Here is a 15,250-nt window from a genome sequence, read left to right as displayed (position 1 = left end):
CCTCAGCGCAGCGCGGCGCCCTGCTGCTGCCCGGGACCCGCGATACCGGCCTTGGCGCCGTAGGCGGAGGCGACGAGCTTGCCGATCGCCGGGTAGGCGCCGAGCGGCTCGGCGGTCTGGCAGCCGGCCTCCTGCGCGGCGGAGGCGAGCAGTCCCTCCGGGACCTCCGGGCCGATCAGGCACGGAGCCAGCGCGAGGTGCTGGGAGCCCGAGGAGGTCAACTGCTCGGCGGTACGGGCGATCGCGCCCTCCTCGTCGAGCGGCGCGGCCAGCACCGGCACCGCGAGGCGGGCTGCGAGCAGCATGCCGGTGATGCCGGCGACCTGGACGGCCTCCTCGCCGCCCACGGTGGCCAGGATGATGCCGTCGGCGGCGGTGGCCACGGTGAACAGCCGCGCCCGGTCGGCGCGGGCGAGACCGGCCTCGGAGAGCCGGACGTGGACGCCCTCGGCCAGGAGGGGGTGCGGGCCGAGAACATCGGTCAGCTCTGCGCCCGCACCGCTGTTGAGCACGGCCTGGCGCACCCGCCGCATCAGCGCGGCGTCCGGACCCGCCAGCAGCGGGATGACGATCGCGGACGGCGACTCCTCCGCGTCCACCCCGGCCGCGGCGCGCTCCGCCGCGATCTGCGCCAGCACGTTCTCCAGCGCGGGGAACTCCTCGTCCTGGCCGTCGACATAGCCGATCCTGGCGTCCATGCCCGGCAGTTCCGAGCGGGCTATGCTCAGGATCTCCTCGGCCAGGCTCCGGACCGCACCGCTGGGCGCACCGGGTACGGCGAGCACCAGGGCGGGAGCGCCGTCGGGGGCGACGACGGGCTCGGGGCGGCGGTGTCGTCCCGACTGTCGGGGACGAGGCATTCGGACGGGCAGGCCATTGTCGGGGCCGGTAGAGGAGCTCATGGCGCCGCATGCTAATGCCTTGATGGCTCCAGCACGTGGTCCGGGGGTGTTAGAGGGGCCTCTGTCCCGTTATCTCCCGCGTGGCGCACGGCAGTCGGAGTCTGCGTTTTGGTGGGTCCGCCCAAGTGGTTCACCGAGGTCACCACCGCCGTGCCGGCACTGTCGAGGGCCGCACCGCTGCGGCCGGTGCCGCACGGACGGGGCCTGCCGCCGCCGCGCCGACCGCGGCGCCGACCGGCGCAGTCGCGGACCCGCTCGCGGGCGGCTCAGAACACGCTCAACAGCCGTCGGTCCACGGGCAGTCGAAGCCGCCCCCCGGGCAGTGCTGCCGCGAGGCGCAGTGCCCCGGCGAGCGGCTGCGCCTCGGCGCGGCTCACCCCGGTGTCCGGCAGCCGCTCGGCGAGCTGCCGCAGCAGCGGCTCCGTCAGGGCTTCGCCGAGCTCCAACAGCCCGCCCGTCAGGGCGAGTCGGGCCCCGGGCAGGTCGGGCATCGCGGCCACGGCCGAGACCGCGATCTCCTCGGCGGCCCCGGACATGATCGTCATCGCCAGAGGGTCCCGGGACGAGGCGAGATCGGCGACGTCCGGGGCGAAGGAGGCCAGCACCGCGGGCCGGTCCGTACGGGGGTAGAGCCTGCTCGGCAGCTCGCCGGCCGGGCCGAAGCGCTGCTCGGCACGGGCCAGCAGCGCGGCGCTGCCGCCGCTCCTGCCGTCGTGCGCGCGCATCGCGCACTCCAGACCCGCCCGGCCGATCCACGCGCCGCCGCCGCAGTCACCGAGGAGGTGACCCCATCCGTCGGCCCTGCGCCACTGCCGCAGATCGGTGCCGAGCGCCATCATCCCGGTGCCCGCCGCGACGACCGCACCGGGCTCCTCACCGAGGGCCGCCGCGTACCCCGCCACCGTGTCGGCGGCGAGCGCCAGCCGTACGGCTCCCCACTCCCGCCGGAGGGCGGCGGGAACGGCGGCGCGCAGCCCGTCGCCGAGGGTGGCCAGCCCCGCGGCGCCGATGCACACCGCTCCCGGACGCTCGGCTCCCGCCTCGGCCAGCAGCTCGCGCGCGGCGGGCAGCAGCCGGTCGAGCAGCTGAGCGCTGTCGATGCCGTCGGCGCCGGTGCGCAGCGGCTCGAACCGGTGGACCCGGCCGACCGGCTGCGGCGGCTGCGCGGGGGTGCCGCCGGAGCGGGCCAGGGCGGCCGTCTCGGCGCGCGCCAGGGCGATCCGCAGCCCCGACCCTCCCGAGTCCACTCCGAGGACCCAGGAGGCGCTCACGGGAGCCGCCAGTCGACCGGCTGGGCGCCCTGGCCGCCCAGCAGTTCGTTGACGCGGCTGAACGGACGGGAGCCGAAGAAGCCCCGGTCGGCGGACATCGGGGAGGGGTGGGCGGACTCCACGCACGGAACGCCGCCCAGCAGCGGCCGGAGGTTGCGGGCGTCCCGGCCCCAGAGCACCGCCACCAGCGGGGTGCCACGGTCGACGAGCGCCCTGATCGCCTGCTCGGTGACCTGCTCCCAGCCCTTGCCGCGATGGGCGGCGGGCTTGCGCGGGGCAGTGGTGAGCGCCCTGTTGAGCAGCAGCACGCCCTGACCCGCCCAGGGCGTCAGATCGCCGTTGGAGGGGCGGGGCGCGCCCAGATCCGTGTGCATCTCCCGGAAGATGTTCTCCAGGCTCCCGGGCAGCGGTCTCACTTCCGGGGCCACCGCGAACGACAGCCCGACCGCGTGCCCCGGAGTGGGGTACGGGTCCTGGCCGACGATCAGCACCCGGACATCCTGGAAGGGCTGTTGGAACGCGCGCAGTACGTGCTCGCCGGCGGGCAGATAGGTACGGCCCTGAGCGATCTCGGCGCGCAGGAAGTCGCCCATCACGGCGATCTGCCCGGCCACCGGCTCCAGCGCCTTGGCCCAGCCGGGCTCGACGATTTCATGCAGAGGTCGTGGTGCCACGGGGCGTCACTCTACTGCCGCGAAAGCGCTGCGGGGGAGGCGGAGGGAAGACGCGGGCGGGGGCGGGCGGATCAGGCGCTGCCCGGGCGCCCACCCGTGGGACCTCCGCCGACTCGCCCCGCCCGCGGGCCACTTGCCCGGGCCGAGCCGTCTTCGGCGCCGCTCCTATGCCGCGCCGGCGCCGCGCCGATGCCGCGCCGACGCCGCTCCGAGGCGCATGCTGCCCTCACACGCTCGCGGCCCGTACGCAGAGCACATCGGGCAGATGGGCGGCCAACTGCTGCCAGCTGTCGCCGTCGTCGGTGGCCGCGTACAGCTCGCCGTTGCGGTTGCCGAAGTAGATGCCCGCGGGGTCGTTGTCGTCGCTGCACATGGCGTCCCGCAGCACGGGCCCGAAGTGCGGCTCCTGCGGAAGCCCGGATTCCAGCGGGGACCAGCTGCGGCCGGCGTCCTCGGTGCGGTACACCCGGCAGCTCCGCTCCGCCGGGACCCGGTCGGAGTCGGCGTTGAGCGGGAAGGCGTACGCGGTGTCCGCCCGGTGCGGGTGGGCGACCACGGGGAAGCCGAAGGTGGAGGGCAGGCCCGACTCGATGGCGGCCCAGTGGCGCCCGCCGTCGTCGCTGCGGAAGAAGCCCCAGTGGTTCTGCAGGTAGAGGCGGTCGGGATCGGCCGCGTCCCGCGCGACCTTGTGCACGCACTGGCCGAACTCCGGCGCCGGGCCGGGCAGAAACACCGTGGAGACACCGGAGTTGGACGCGGCCCAGCTCTCGCCGCCGTCCTCGGTGCGGTACACGCCGCCGGTGGAGATCGCCACCAGCAGCGAACGCGGGTCCCGCGGGTCGGGCAGCACGGTGTGCAGGCCGAGACCGCCGCCGCCCGGCTCCCACTGGGGGCGGTGCGGATGGTCCCACAGCGACCGGACCAGGCTGAACGACTCGCCCCGGTCCGTCGACCGGTAGAGCGCCGCGGGCTCGGTGCCGGCGTAGACGACGCCGGGCTCCGATTCGCCGGCGGGGCGCAGCTGCCACACCCGCTCCAGCGAGGCACCGGTGTCCTCCGGGAAGGAGATCGCGGGCTTGGCGGGCTCGTGCCAGGTGGCCCCGAGGTCGTCGGAGTGGAAGACCGACGGCCCCCAGTGCGCGCTGTCCCCGCCGACCAGCAGCCGGGGGCCCGGAGCGCGGGTGTCGATGGCCACGGCGTACACCGCCTGGTCGACGAAGTGCGGCCCGCCGGCCGGGCTCCAACTCCCGTCCTGCCCGCGCGAGAAGAGGAAGAGGCCCTTGCGTGTGCCCACGGCGAGAAGTACCTGCGACATGCTGCCAACTCTCCGGGACACCCTTGTCCCTGTACGGCCCTGGCTGTCTGCGCTCGGCGCCGCACGACGGGCCCACAGGGCACGGCGCAGCACCTGTTCCGCAGTCTGCCCCCGACCACTGACAATCGCCCCCCGGCGACGCGTTCCCGCAGGTGGGACGGGGGCGGGAGCCTGCCGTCCCACGGCGGCACGGGGGCGTACGGGCGTGGGAGCGGACGCGCAGGGCAGGGCAGGGCGTGGCAGCGTACGGGCAGCGGGGGAGCGGAACGAGGCGTGGCGGCTGGGGAGCGGGACGGGCGGGAGCGGTGTCAGCGCAGGGAGCGCATCCGGCCGATCTCCGCCTTCTGCTGGGCGGCGATCTCGGTGGCCAGCTCCGAGGTGGTGATGTCGTTGCCCTCGCGCAGGGCGTCCAGGGCCATGGTCACGGCGCCCTCGTGGTGGGTGCTCATGAGCGTGAGGAACAGCTCGTCGAACTCCTTGCCGCGCGCCTCCCGCAACTCCCGGAGCTGCTCCGCGCTCGCCATGCCGGGCATCGAGGAGTGGTCGTGGCCCTTGGCGGAGTCGGACGGGTCGTTCGCCGAGTTCCGCTTCAACCAGGCGCGCATGAAGGTGATTTCGGGCCCCTGGGCGGTCCTGATCCGGTCCGCGAGCTTGCCCACCCGGTCGTCCTTCGCGTGCTTGTCGGCGAGCTCGGACATCTCCAGCGCCTGCTGGTGGTGGACGATCATCATGGTGTGGAACTCGAAGTCGGCCCGGTTCGGCCGGTTCTGCCTGCGGTGCGCCGCCTTCGCCTCGTCGGGGGAGACGGTGGTCGCCTCCTCGCCCGGCCTGCCCGGAGCGATCACGTCGGGACCGGCGCTCTCGTTGGACTCCGAACCCGAGCACCCCGCGGCGCCGGTCAGCAGGGCGAGCGCCAGCAGCGCGCAGACCGTACGGGCGGTACGCCGGGTGGGGTGACGACGCATCACGAGATCCTCCTGTGGCGAGGGGTGCAAGTCGTCTGTTCCTAGCACGTGGTCGACGGCCGGTGAGACCGGTGTAAATGACAACCTTGTTTCGTTCTATTGGAATGTACATGAGAAGCGGGATACTGCCGGGGTCCCCGGCGGGCCCAAGTCCGGGCCGGTCAGGGCCGATCCAAGGAGGAAGCTTTGACCTCGTTGCACACATCCCGCGTGCGGCGCAGACGCCTGGGAGTGGCCGCGGCCGCGGTCGGCATGCTCGCCGCGCTGCTGACCGCACACCCCGCGGTCGCCACACCCGACCCCGGTGACACCCCGCCGGTGGCCGAGGACGTGTCCAGGGCCGAGCAGGCGGAAGTCGAGAAGTCCATCAAGTCCGGTGAGATACCCGGATCGGGCGAGATCGACATGAGCAAGAACATGCGTCATCTGTCGAACACGCCCAAGGGCGCCATCCTCGGCACCAACAGCGATCTGGCCTTCCAGGGCAAGTACGCCTTCGCGGGCAACTACGACGGCTTCGTCATCTACGACATCAGCCGGCCGAAGTCGCCGAAGATCGTCAGCCAGGTGCTCTGCCCCGGTTCGCAGAACGACATCTCCGTCGCCGGCGACCTGCTGATCCTCTCCGTCGACTCCTCGCGCAGCGACGACACCTGCCACAGCACCTCCGGCCCGCCGGACGAGAAGGACTCCTGGGAGGGCGTGCGGGTCTTCGACATCAGCGACAAGACCAAGCCCCGCTACGTCTCGGCCGTGGAGACCGCGTGCGGCTCCCACACGCACACCCTGGTGCCGGACCGCAAGAACGTCTACGTGTACGTCTCCTCGTACTTCCCGGATGAGTCCTTCCCCGACTGCCAGCCCCCGCACGACGGCATCTCGATCGTGAAGGTGCCCAAGAAGTCCCCGCAGAAGGCCGAACTGGTGCGTTTCGAGGGCCTGTTCCCCGACGGCGGCTTCCCCGGGAACCCGGACCGGCCCGAGAAGATCGAGACGACCGGTTGCCACGACATCACCTCGTACCCGAAGTTCAAGATCGCGGCGGGCGCCTGCATGGGCGACGGCATCGTGATGGACATCAGCAGGCCGGACCGGCCCAAGGTGGTCGAACGGGTCCGTGACGAGGAGAACTTCGCCTTCTGGCACTCGGCCACCTTCAGCAACGACGGTCGCAAGGTCGTCTTCACCGACGAGCTCGGTGGTGGCGGCGGCGCCATGTGCAACGAGGAGACCGGGAGCGACAAGGGCGCCAACGGGATCTACCACCTGAAGGGCAAGGGCAAGAAGACCGAGCTCTCCTTCCAGAACTACTTCAAGATCTCCCGCCACCAGGCGGACACCGAGAACTGCGTCTCGCACAACGGCTCGCTGATCCCGGTCAAGGGCCGCGACATCATGGTGCAGTCCTGGTACCAGGGCGGGGTGTCGGTCTGGGACTTCACCGACTCCAAGAAGCCCGAGGAGATCGGCTACTTCGAGCGCGGGCCGGAGTCCACCTCCGAGCTCACCTTCGGCGGCACCTGGAGCGCCTACTGGTACAACGGTCACATCTACAGCAACGACCAGAACGGCTTCGACGTCCTGGAGCTGAAGGACCGGCGCACCGACGGTGCCAAGAAGGTCAGGCTGGACGAGTTCAACGCCCAGACCCAGCCGCACATCCGCCACTGACGCTCAGTCGTCGCCGGCGGATCCACCCGGTTTCCGGGTGACCGGTTCCGCCGGGCGGGTCGCCCCGCCCGGCGGAACGCCCAACTGCCACTCCAGGCCGTACCGGTCGAACAGCTCCGCGCGCAGCCGCGACAGCGGCATCGGGGCGCCCGGCAGCAGTACGGCGACCATCGCACCCATCAACAGCGCTCGCAGCAGCGGGTAGTCGGCGTCCGGATCGTCGGAGCCGTAGTCCACCATCGCCTGCCGCAGCAGCTCGGCCAGGCGCTGCTGCTCCTCGCACCGGACGAAGCCCTCCTGCTGGAGGATCCCGGCCATGTGCGTGCGCATCAGCAGGGGGTGGACCTCGGCGAGGCCGAGGATCGCGTCGATCGCCCGGGCGAGTTGGTCCTGGCCCGCGTCGGCGCCCGGGGTCAGCGCCGCGGCGCCCAGCGCCCGCTCCAGCGTCAGATGCATGAGCCGGTGGACCGCGGACTGAAGCAGCTGACGCTTCCCGGGGAAGTAGTAGGAGACCAGCCCCCTCGCCGTACCGGCCCGATCGGCGATGCTGCCCAAAGTAGTTGCTTCGTAACCCCGCTCGTCGACCAGCTCGATTGTCGCCTGAAGGAGGCGTTCTCGGGATCGGCGGCGCAACTCCTCGTTGACCGCGGCGCTTCTAGGCGACATGCTGTAGCTCCTGCGTTGGCTGGCTCCCAGCCAATATACTCAGCAGGGCCTGCGGAGTTCCGCCCGGTGCGGACTTTCGGGGGCAATGAGAACCGGTACGGGCGACGCGGGGGATCGCCCGTACCGGTTGTCGCTGAAGGGGGCGGCGTTCAGCCGCCCCCTTCAGCGCTGTCCGCGCCGATCCCGGGTCGGCCGGGCGGAATCCGGCACTGTGATTCGCCTCACGTTCGGGGTGTTCGGTGCGCGAGAGAGCGCACCGTCCGTCGGCTGCGGCTGCGGCTGCGGCTGCGGCTGCGGCTGCGGCTGGGCGTGCGAACGGGAGGCGTGGCGCACCGAACCCGGGAACGCCGTCGAGGCCGCCGGCGGTTGCGGAGAAGGTGAGTGCGGCGCCTGCGGCCGGGCGCCTCGTACGCACCGCGGCTCACCCGCCGGGGACGGCGGTCAGGTGAGCGCGTACAGACCCGGCACGAAGGCGACCATCACCGGTACGACCGGCACCAGCGAGGCCACTGCCGTCATCCGCACCCGCCGGGACAGGCTCATCCGGTCCGCGGGTGCCAGCAGGCGGTCCACCCGCTGGGGCACACCGCCGTGCGGCAGCGGGCAGGGGCCGAAGACGCCGCGGTCCTCGTTCAGCCCGACCAGCGCCAGAGCCGTGGTCAGGCGCCCGTGCCGCCGCGAGGCGACGTCGTCGGCGGCCAGCTCCACGAGCCGGTGCATCTGCACCCGGAACGCGCGGAACACCGGAACCTGGGGGAAAGCCGTCGCCAGCGCGGAGGAGGAGTGCAGCAACCAGTCGTGCCGGGCGCGCACATGGCCCTCCTCGTGGGCGAGCACGGCGTCCAACTGCCGTCCGCGCAGCCGTCGCAGGGCGGCGGAGGTCACCACCAGCCGCGGCGGGCTGCCCGGCAGCCACCACGCCTCGGGACGCTCGCTCTCCAGGACGATCACGCGACCTTCCGTGTCCTCCTCCTCGCCCGGCAGCAGCGGAACCCGCTCGCGCAGCTCCTCGCGGCGCCGCCGCCTGCGACCGCGGGCGGCGAGCACCTCGCGTGTGAGCATCGCGGCCGTCCAGGCGCCGCCGCAGAACAGCAGCACCGCCAGAGCGGCCGCCCAGGTGTGTCCCTCGGCCGACAGCGCGTACGCCTCGATCACCTGCTGCGGGGCGGGGCCGAAGACATGTCCGCGCACCGCCTGCCACGCTTCGGCGGCGCTCAACGCCATCGCCAGGACGCAGCACAGCAGGACCGCGGCCACCACGCACTGCCAGACCCACAGGGCAAGCACCGGTTCGCGGTCGGGCCAGGCACTCCGGGCCAGCATCCGCGGCGCCATCGACGCGGTCAGTCCACCCAGGAGCAGCAGCGCCAGCGCGACCATCATGGCCCCAGCCTATGGCGCCCGCGCTCGCGGCAGGTACGACGGTGAAGACGAAGTGACGTACGACTCAGCCCGGTTCGGCTTTTCGGTGACGAGCAGGCAGCAGTCCGCGGCCCGCGGAGATGCGGGACCGAGCGGGGGTCCGGGCCGGGATACATGGCGAGGACGAGCAGCGGCTCACAGCAGCAGCATCGTCGCGGTCGCCAGGGCCAGCGCCGCCCGGCAGGCGTGCGCAGTCTCCGGGAGCGCCGCGAGCCCTGCCGGGCGAGCGGGAGCCGCGGTCGGCAGGGCGACGGCGGCCGGGGACGGTACGGCGGCCAGCGAGGCCACGCGGCGCAGGGCGCAGGCCAGGAAGTAGCAGGCGAGCAGCGCTGCCGGAAGTCCGACGCCGGCCGGGTGCGCACCACCGCCGTGCCCGGTGTGGCCTGCGGACCCGGCAGCGGGGCCGAGAGCGCCCATCGCCATCGCGGCCATCGCGCCCGCTTCGATCAGATGGTGGGGCAGATGCCGCCGGTCCGGGCCGGGGGCGGTACGGGCCCACAACAGGACCGCGACGAGCCCGACACCGACGAAGGCCACGACGAACACCGAGGCCGGAACCGGCGAACCGGGCACGGCCATCAGCGCCATCGCGAACCCCATCGCCGTCTCCAGTCGCGCGCTCCGGCGCTCCGGCCTGCCGGTCCCGCGCCGCGAGCGCGCCAGGCACACCGCGCCTGCCGTCGCGCACACCAGAACCAGGAGCCAGCCCACCACCGGCGGTCCGTGCATCCCCACCTCCGTCGCTGCACACCCGTCACCGGCGACCTACCCGGGAGGCGAGGCCGTACGGGAGCGCAGAGGAGCACACCCGCTCGCGCCGTGCGCGGGGGCGCGCACTCCCCGGGCCGGTCCCGCCGACACATCCGTGGCGGCAGACGGCAGACGGCGTGGGTGCCGGTCCGCTCAGGGGGCGGGCCGGTAGCGCAACGGGTGGTCGGCGGGGATCTCCACGACGCACAGGCTCACCTCGTCCGGAGCCGCCACCCACATCTCGACCAGCCCCCACGGCTCGCGCACCGGCGGACGCGTGATCCGCGCGCCCCGCTCGCGCAGTTCGCGGTGGGCCGCCTCGACGTCGAGGACCTGGAGCCACAGGCGCAGGCCCGGGTTGGCGGGCTGCTCGGCCCGACCCGAGAGCTCGAGGTGTCCGCCGCCGAGGAAGTAGACCGTGCCGAGGTCCTCCGGCCCCGGCCCCGTCTCGAACTCGCGTTGCACCGCCAGGCCGAGGACTCGGCCGTAGAAGTCCCTGGAGGCTGCCGGATCGGTCGGGCGCAGCAGTACGCGGCTGCTCAGTACGTGAACCATGCGGCCGACGATAGGGCGCGGCACCGCGCTAGGCTCGCCGCCATGGAGACTCCCCTCGCCGCAGCGCTGAGCTTCCGGGCCGCCACCGCCGACGATGTGCCCGCGCTGGTCGCGCTGGTGGAGTCGGCCTACCGGGGCGAGGCCAGTCGTGTCGGATGGACGACCGAGGCGGATCTGCTGGACGGCAGGCGCACCGACCACGAGGGCGTGGCCGAACTGGTCGACGCCGCGGACGGGTTGGTACTGGTCGTCGAGCGGTCCGGCGGGACGGTCGCCTGCTGCCATGTGCAACAGCGCGAGTCCGCCGAGGGGCCGAGCGCCTACTTCGGCATGTTCGCCGTACGCCCCGAACTGCAGGCGGGCGGTCTCGGCCGGCAGGTGCTCGCGGAGGCCGAGCGGCTCGCAGCGCACCGGTGGGGCGCGCGGGAGATGCGTATGACGGTCATCTCCGCGCGCGAGGACCTGATCGCCTGGTACGAGCGGCGCGGCTATTGCCGGACCGGCGAGCTCCAGCCCTTCCCGTACGGCGACGAGCGCTTCGGTCTGCCGCGGCGGCCCGACCTCTGCTTTGAGGTGCTGGTCAAAGAGCTGGACGCAGCGCCGCGCTGATCTCCGGCAGGTCGGTGACGACGCCGTCCAGCTCCAACTCCCGTACGCGGGCGAGGTCTTCGGCGGTGTTCACCGTCCAGCTGATGACCTTAAGCCCCGCCTCGCGGCACTCCCGGACGACCTCCGGCGTCAGATGCCGCAGGTCGCAGGAGACCATGTGCGCGCCCAGCTCCACCGCGCGGACGGCGGCGGTGGGGGTGGAGCGGCCGGTGACCAGCACGAGCGGGATCTTCGGGAGCAGCGCGCACGACTCGCGCAGCGCCTCGGCGTGGAAGGAGATGACCGTCACCCGGTCGTGCAGCTCGCGGCGGGTGATCACCTCGGCGAGCACCCGGGCCGCGGCGACGTCCTTGATCTCTGCCTGCAGAGGCGACCGGACCGCGTCGACGACCTCCTCGAAGACCGGCACCTGCTCGCCCGATCCGGCGTCCAGTCCGCGCAGTTCGGCGAGAGTGAGGTCACCGATGGCGCCGGTGCCGTCGGTTGTGCGGTCCACGGTGGTGTCGTGCATGACGACGAGAGCGCCGTCCTTGCTCAGATGCAGGTCCAGCTCGATCGCGTCGAGACCGAGGCGGTCGGCGTGCCGGAAGGACCGGAGGGTGTTCTCCGGTTCGACACCCATCACGCCGCGGTGGCCGACAGTCATCAGGGACACCCGCTGCTCGCTTTCTGCCTGTGCCGACTTCGTCCGACCACCCTAGATCCACGAACCGGCCGGCGGACGGCGTACGGGCGGTGGTCGGCCGGAGCCGCGGTGAACAGTCCGTGACCGCCAAGAGCGGCCGGGCGGGCGGCTGTTCGGCGACTCGATGATCCTGATGCGGACAGATGTGGGCGAACGTAGCATCGAAGTAGTTCTCGACGGGAAAACGTTGCCTTGATCGCATCCAGGGCCGGAAGATTTGCAGTCATTGGTCTTGAGTAGGGGAATGCTGACCAGTTAACGTGGCCACACGTGATTTTTTCCTGTGGAGGCACGCTCATGACGGAAACCCTCTCGTCACCCACCGCCGGCGGCGCCGTTCGTGCTGCCCACAGCGAGTCAACGACCGAGCCCGTGGTGTCCCACCCCGCGTGGAGCGAGCTCAAGGACGCGGTCGAGACGATCCGCCCCTGGCAGTCCGCCGACGGCTCGGTCGACCTCACCGCACCCGACGCTCCCACCGCCGAGCAGGTGCGCGCCCAGGTGGACCGGATGGCCACCGCGGTCGAGCAGCTCTCCCCGCTGCTCCCGCACGGCCGGGAGTACCACCGGGCGCTCGTCGCCGACCTGCACGGCTGGGTCGCCTCCGACTTCGCCGTACCCGACTTCCTGGACTCGCTGCTCGCCTTCCAGCCCGCCGCTGACCGCGTCGACGGCCGCCAGCACCTGGTCCTCTTCCCGATGTACACGCAGAACGGCAACCCCGACCGCAACTTCGAGGCCGTCGCCCTGCGGATGGTGTGGCCCCAGTGGCTCGCGGACCTCGAGCGCACCCGCTACGACAACCCGCTCTTCCTCGGCATCACCTTCGAGGACTTCACCAGCGGGTACGACACCAACTCCGCGGTGCTCTTCCCCGAGACCATCGCCGTGCGCGAGGCGCCCGAGCGCTTCTCCTGGGGCGGCATCTTCTGCGACCGCGAGGCCGCCCGCTTCTCCCGCGTCGTCGAGGCGGCCTGCGAGGTCACCAGCCTGGAGCTGCCCGAGAGCGCGCAGGGCCTGCTCACCGACCTCCAGCGCACCCAGCACGCCTTCGTGCTGTGGGACATGGTCCACGACCGCACCCACAGCCACGGCGACCTGCCGTTCGACCCGTTCATGATCAAGCAGCGCCAGCCGTTCTGGATGTACGGCCTGGAGGAGCTGCGCTGCGACCTCACCGCCTTCCACGAGGCCGTCAAGCTGGAGGAGGACGGCTACCCGCAGGGCCGGGACGTGCAGTACGCCGTCATCCTCGACCGCATCTTCCGCTTCCCGGTCACCGGCGAGCGCAACCGCAACTACGACGGTCTCGGCGGGCAGCTGCTCTTCGCCTACCTCCACCGCCACAACGCCCTGCGCTGGACCGACAACCGCCTCACCGTCGACTGGGACCTGGCCCGGCAGGTCACCGTGCAGCTGCGCGAGGAGATCGAGACGCTCTACCGCCAGGGCATCGACCGTCCCAAGCTCGTGCACTGGCTGAAGGCCTACGAGCTGGTCTCCGGCTACCTCTCGCCGCACCCCGGCTCGACCTGGGCCAAGGGCGCGGAAGCCCTCGACCTCTCGCTGCCGCCGCGCAAGCTCGTCGACGAGGTGCACCCCGACGAGTTCCCGCTGAGCATGTTCTACGAGGCACTTGGGAAGAAGCTGCGCACTGTCATCGCGTCGACCAAGGGCATCACGGCGGAGCAGCCCCCCGCGGCCGCTGCGGCGTGAGGGCCCGGGCACGGCACGAGGGACAACCAGGACGGCACGGGCAGTGGAGGCGAGCATGAGCACAGCGAGCGAGGGCAACGGCGGAGCGCTGGAAGGCGCAGTGGTGGCGGTGGCCGGAGCGGGCGGACCCGCAGGACAGGCCCTGCTGCTGCGGCTCGCCGAGGCGGGTGCGGTCGTGGTGGCCTCCGACTCCGACCCCGAGCGGCTGGCGGTCGGGGTGGACGCGGCCCGCTTCGCCCACGGCGGCACCACCGTCGTCGGCGACACCGTCGACCTGCTCAGCCCGGACGACACCCGGGCCTGGGCGCTGCGCACGGAGAAGGAGTTCGGCCGGATCGACGGACTGGTGCACCTGGTCGGCGGCTGGCGCGGTTCACGGACCTTCGCCGAGACCGACCTCGCGGACTGGGAGGCGCTGGAGAACCTGCTGATCCGCACCGTCCAGCACACCAGCCTTGCCTTCGAGGGCGCGCTGGACCGCAGTAGCAACGGCCGCTACCTGCTGGTCAGCGCGGCCGGCGCCGCCAAGCCCACCTCGGGCAACGCCGCGTACGCCGCCGCCAAGGCCGCCGCCGAGGCGTGGACGCTGGCGCTCGGCGACGCGTTCCGCAAGGCGGGGGGCGAGCAGGGGCCGCGGGCGGCGGCTGCGATCCTGGTGATCAAGGCGCTGGTCCACGACGCGATGCGGGCCGAGCGTCCCAACGCAAAGTTCGCCGGCTTCACCGACGTCAAGGACCTGGCCGAGGCCATCGTCGGGACGTGGGAGAAGCCCACCGAGGAAGTGAACGGAAAACGCCTGTGGCTCACTCCCCAGCCGTGAGGACCGACGTCAAGCGGCGCCACGACCCCGCACTGCGCGGCTTCGCCAGCGACAACTACGCGGGCGCCCACCCCGAGGTCCTCGCCGCCCTCGCCCTGGCCAACGAGGGCCACCAGGTCGCGTACGGCGACGACGAGTACACCGAGCAGCTCCAGCAGCTGATGCGGCGGCACTTCGGCGGCAACGCGCAGACCTACCCGGTCTTCAACGGCACCGGCGCCAACGTCGTCGCGCTCCAGTCGGTCACCGACCGCTGGGGCGCGGTGATCGCCGCCGACAGCGCCCACATCCACGTCGACGAGTGCGGCGCCCCCGAGCGTGTCGGCGGCCTCAAGCTGCTGACCGTGCCCACCGAGGACGGCAAGCTCACCCCCGAGCTGATCGACCGCGAGGCGTACGGCTGGGACGACGAGCACCGCGCGATGCCGCAGGTCGTCTCGATCACCCAGAACACCGAACTGGGCACCGTGTACACCCCGCAGGAGGTCCGCGCCATCTGCGAGCACGCCCACGAGCGGGGCATGCTCGTCCACCTTGACGGCGCGCGGATATCCAACGCCGCGGCGGCACTCGACGTCCCCATGCGCAGCTTCACCAACGTCGCCGGCGTGGACATCCTGTCCTTCGGCGGCACCAAGAACGGTGCCGTCTTCGGCGAGGCGGTCGTGGTGCTCAACCCGGACGCGGCCCGCGCCATGCGGCATCTGCGCAAGCTGTCGATGCAGCTGGCGTCGAAGATGCGCTTCGTCTCCGTGCAGCTGGAGGCGCTGCTCGCCGGCGATCTGTGGCTGCGCAACGCCCGGCACGCCAACGCGATGGCGGCCCGGCTCGCCGAGGGCGTACGGCAGGTCCCCGGCGTGGAGATCCTCCACCCCGTGCAGGCCAACGCCGTCTTCGCCCGGCTTCCCAAGGAGGTCAGCGAGCGCCTGCAGAAGCGCTACCGCTTCTACTTCTGGGACGAGGCGGCCGGCGACGTGCGCTGGATGTGCGCGTTCGACACCACCGAGGAGGACGTGGACGGCTTCCTCGCCGCGCTCCGCGAGGAGATCGGCGCCTGACTGAGCCCGCGGCAGGGCCTGAGCCGGGTCTGTGAGCAGACCGTGCAGCGTCGTACCGGTGGCCCGGAGTACCGCCGCCCGTCGTCCGCGGACATTCAACTGTCCCCGGCCGACGGGCGTTTCCGCGTCTGCACGCCGCTCGACGGGCGTTTCCGGCCGTGCCCCGCGCGC

15 protein-coding genes are annotated in these 15,250 nt (G+C 72.3%); 5 read left to right on the top strand and 10 right to left on the bottom strand.

Annotation, left to right across the window (positions count from 1 at the left end):
• Positions 1-2 precede the first annotated feature (2 nt).
• From MTQ01_RS17295 to MTQ01_RS17275, 5 genes are all read right to left on the bottom strand, one after another.
• Positions 3-902 (bottom strand): sirohydrochlorin chelatase, encoded by a 900-nt coding sequence (locus MTQ01_RS17295; RefSeq protein ID WP_247491448.1) that lies wholly within the window; start codon positions 900-902, stop codon positions 3-5.
• A gap of 266 nt (positions 903-1,168) precedes the next feature.
• Positions 1,169-2,173, bottom strand: a complete 1,005-nt coding sequence (locus tag MTQ01_RS17290; protein ID WP_247491447.1) for a BadF/BadG/BcrA/BcrD ATPase family protein — start codon at positions 2,171-2,173, stop codon at positions 1,169-1,171.
• Positions 2,170-2,847 carry a uracil-DNA glycosylase gene (locus MTQ01_RS17285; RefSeq protein WP_247491445.1) on the bottom strand — a complete coding sequence of 226 codons (678 nt, stop codon included), beginning with the start codon at positions 2,845-2,847 and terminating at the stop codon, positions 2,170-2,172. Before MTQ01_RS17285 ends, MTQ01_RS17290 begins: the two co-directional genes overlap by 4 nt.
• Positions 2,848-3,073: 226 nt before the next feature.
• A complete protein-coding gene (locus tag MTQ01_RS17280; protein WP_247491443.1) occupies positions 3,074-4,162 on the bottom strand; it encodes a sialidase family protein in 1,089 nt (362 codons plus the stop codon).
• Between the two features lie 308 nt (positions 4,163-4,470).
• Positions 4,471-5,127: a DUF305 domain-containing protein gene (locus MTQ01_RS17275; protein WP_247491441.1), complete on the bottom strand. Its 657-nt coding sequence runs from the start codon at positions 5,125-5,127 to the stop codon at positions 4,471-4,473.
• Between the two features lie 186 nt (positions 5,128-5,313).
• On the opposite strand from MTQ01_RS17275, the gene MTQ01_RS17270 reads away from it, so the two are divergent.
• Positions 5,314-6,798 carry an LVIVD repeat-containing protein gene (locus tag MTQ01_RS17270; protein WP_247491440.1) on the top strand — a complete coding sequence of 495 codons (1,485 nt, stop codon included), beginning with the start codon at positions 5,314-5,316 and terminating at the stop codon, positions 6,796-6,798.
• A gap of 3 nt (positions 6,799-6,801) precedes the next feature.
• Here the strand turns inward: MTQ01_RS17270 and MTQ01_RS17265 are convergent, their stop codons facing one another.
• The 4 genes from MTQ01_RS17265 to MTQ01_RS17250 all read right to left on the bottom strand — a co-directional run bounded on the left by MTQ01_RS17265 (position 6,802) and on the right by MTQ01_RS17250 (position 10,191).
• Positions 6,802-7,464 carry a TetR/AcrR family transcriptional regulator gene (locus tag MTQ01_RS17265; protein ID WP_247491439.1) on the bottom strand — a complete coding sequence of 221 codons (663 nt, stop codon included), beginning with the start codon at positions 7,462-7,464 and terminating at the stop codon, positions 6,802-6,804.
• A 441-nt stretch (positions 7,465-7,905) separates the two neighbouring features.
• Positions 7,906-8,847, bottom strand: a complete 942-nt coding sequence (locus MTQ01_RS17260) for a M56 family metallopeptidase (RefSeq protein WP_247491438.1) — start codon at positions 8,845-8,847, stop codon at positions 7,906-7,908.
• Between the two features lie 174 nt (positions 8,848-9,021).
• A complete protein-coding gene (locus tag MTQ01_RS17255; protein ID WP_247491437.1) occupies positions 9,022-9,615 on the bottom strand; it encodes a DUF5134 domain-containing protein in 594 nt (197 codons plus the stop codon).
• A gap of 174 nt (positions 9,616-9,789) precedes the next feature.
• On the bottom strand, positions 9,790-10,191 hold the full coding sequence (locus tag MTQ01_RS17250; RefSeq protein WP_247491436.1) for a VOC family protein: 402 nt from the start codon (positions 10,189-10,191) through the stop codon (positions 9,790-9,792).
• Positions 10,192-10,233: 42 nt separating this feature from the next.
• Between MTQ01_RS17250 and MTQ01_RS17245 the strand changes: the two genes are divergently transcribed.
• On the top strand, positions 10,234-10,800 hold the full coding sequence (locus MTQ01_RS17245) for a GNAT family N-acetyltransferase (protein ID WP_247491435.1): 567 nt from the start codon (positions 10,234-10,236) through the stop codon (positions 10,798-10,800).
• Here the strand turns inward: MTQ01_RS17245 and MTQ01_RS17240 are convergent.
• Positions 10,772-11,446: a glycerophosphodiester phosphodiesterase family protein gene (locus tag MTQ01_RS17240; RefSeq protein ID WP_282613794.1), complete on the bottom strand. Its 675-nt coding sequence runs from the start codon at positions 11,444-11,446 to the stop codon at positions 10,772-10,774. The two genes, MTQ01_RS17245 and MTQ01_RS17240, sit on opposite strands and share 29 nt — an antisense overlap.
• Before the next feature lie 336 nt (positions 11,447-11,782).
• Between MTQ01_RS17240 and MTQ01_RS17235 the strand changes: the two genes are divergently transcribed.
• The 3 genes from MTQ01_RS17235 to MTQ01_RS17225 are packed head-to-tail and all read left to right on the top strand — an operon-like array spanning position 11,783 to position 15,079.
• Positions 11,783-13,201: a DUF6421 family protein gene (locus MTQ01_RS17235; RefSeq protein ID WP_247491433.1), complete on the top strand. Its 1,419-nt coding sequence runs from the start codon at positions 11,783-11,785 to the stop codon at positions 13,199-13,201.
• A gap of 55 nt (positions 13,202-13,256) precedes the next feature.
• A complete protein-coding gene (locus tag MTQ01_RS17230; protein ID WP_247491432.1) occupies positions 13,257-14,021 on the top strand; it encodes an SDR family NAD(P)-dependent oxidoreductase in 765 nt (254 codons plus the stop codon).
• Complete coding sequence (locus MTQ01_RS17225) at positions 14,018-15,079, top strand: low specificity L-threonine aldolase (RefSeq protein WP_247491431.1); 1,062 nt, start codon at positions 14,018-14,020, stop codon at positions 15,077-15,079. The genes MTQ01_RS17230 and MTQ01_RS17225 overlap by 4 nt, the downstream gene beginning before the upstream one ends.
• The last annotated feature ends 171 nt before the right edge of the window (positions 15,080-15,250 follow it).

Source organism: Streptomyces sp. XM4193 (assembly GCF_023072595.1).
In the GTDB taxonomy this organism is placed as follows: domain Bacteria; phylum Actinomycetota; class Actinomycetes; order Streptomycetales; family Streptomycetaceae; genus Streptomyces.
The sequence above is the reverse complement of the archived record's forward strand: the minus strand, read 5'-3'. Positions and strand labels throughout refer to the sequence as shown.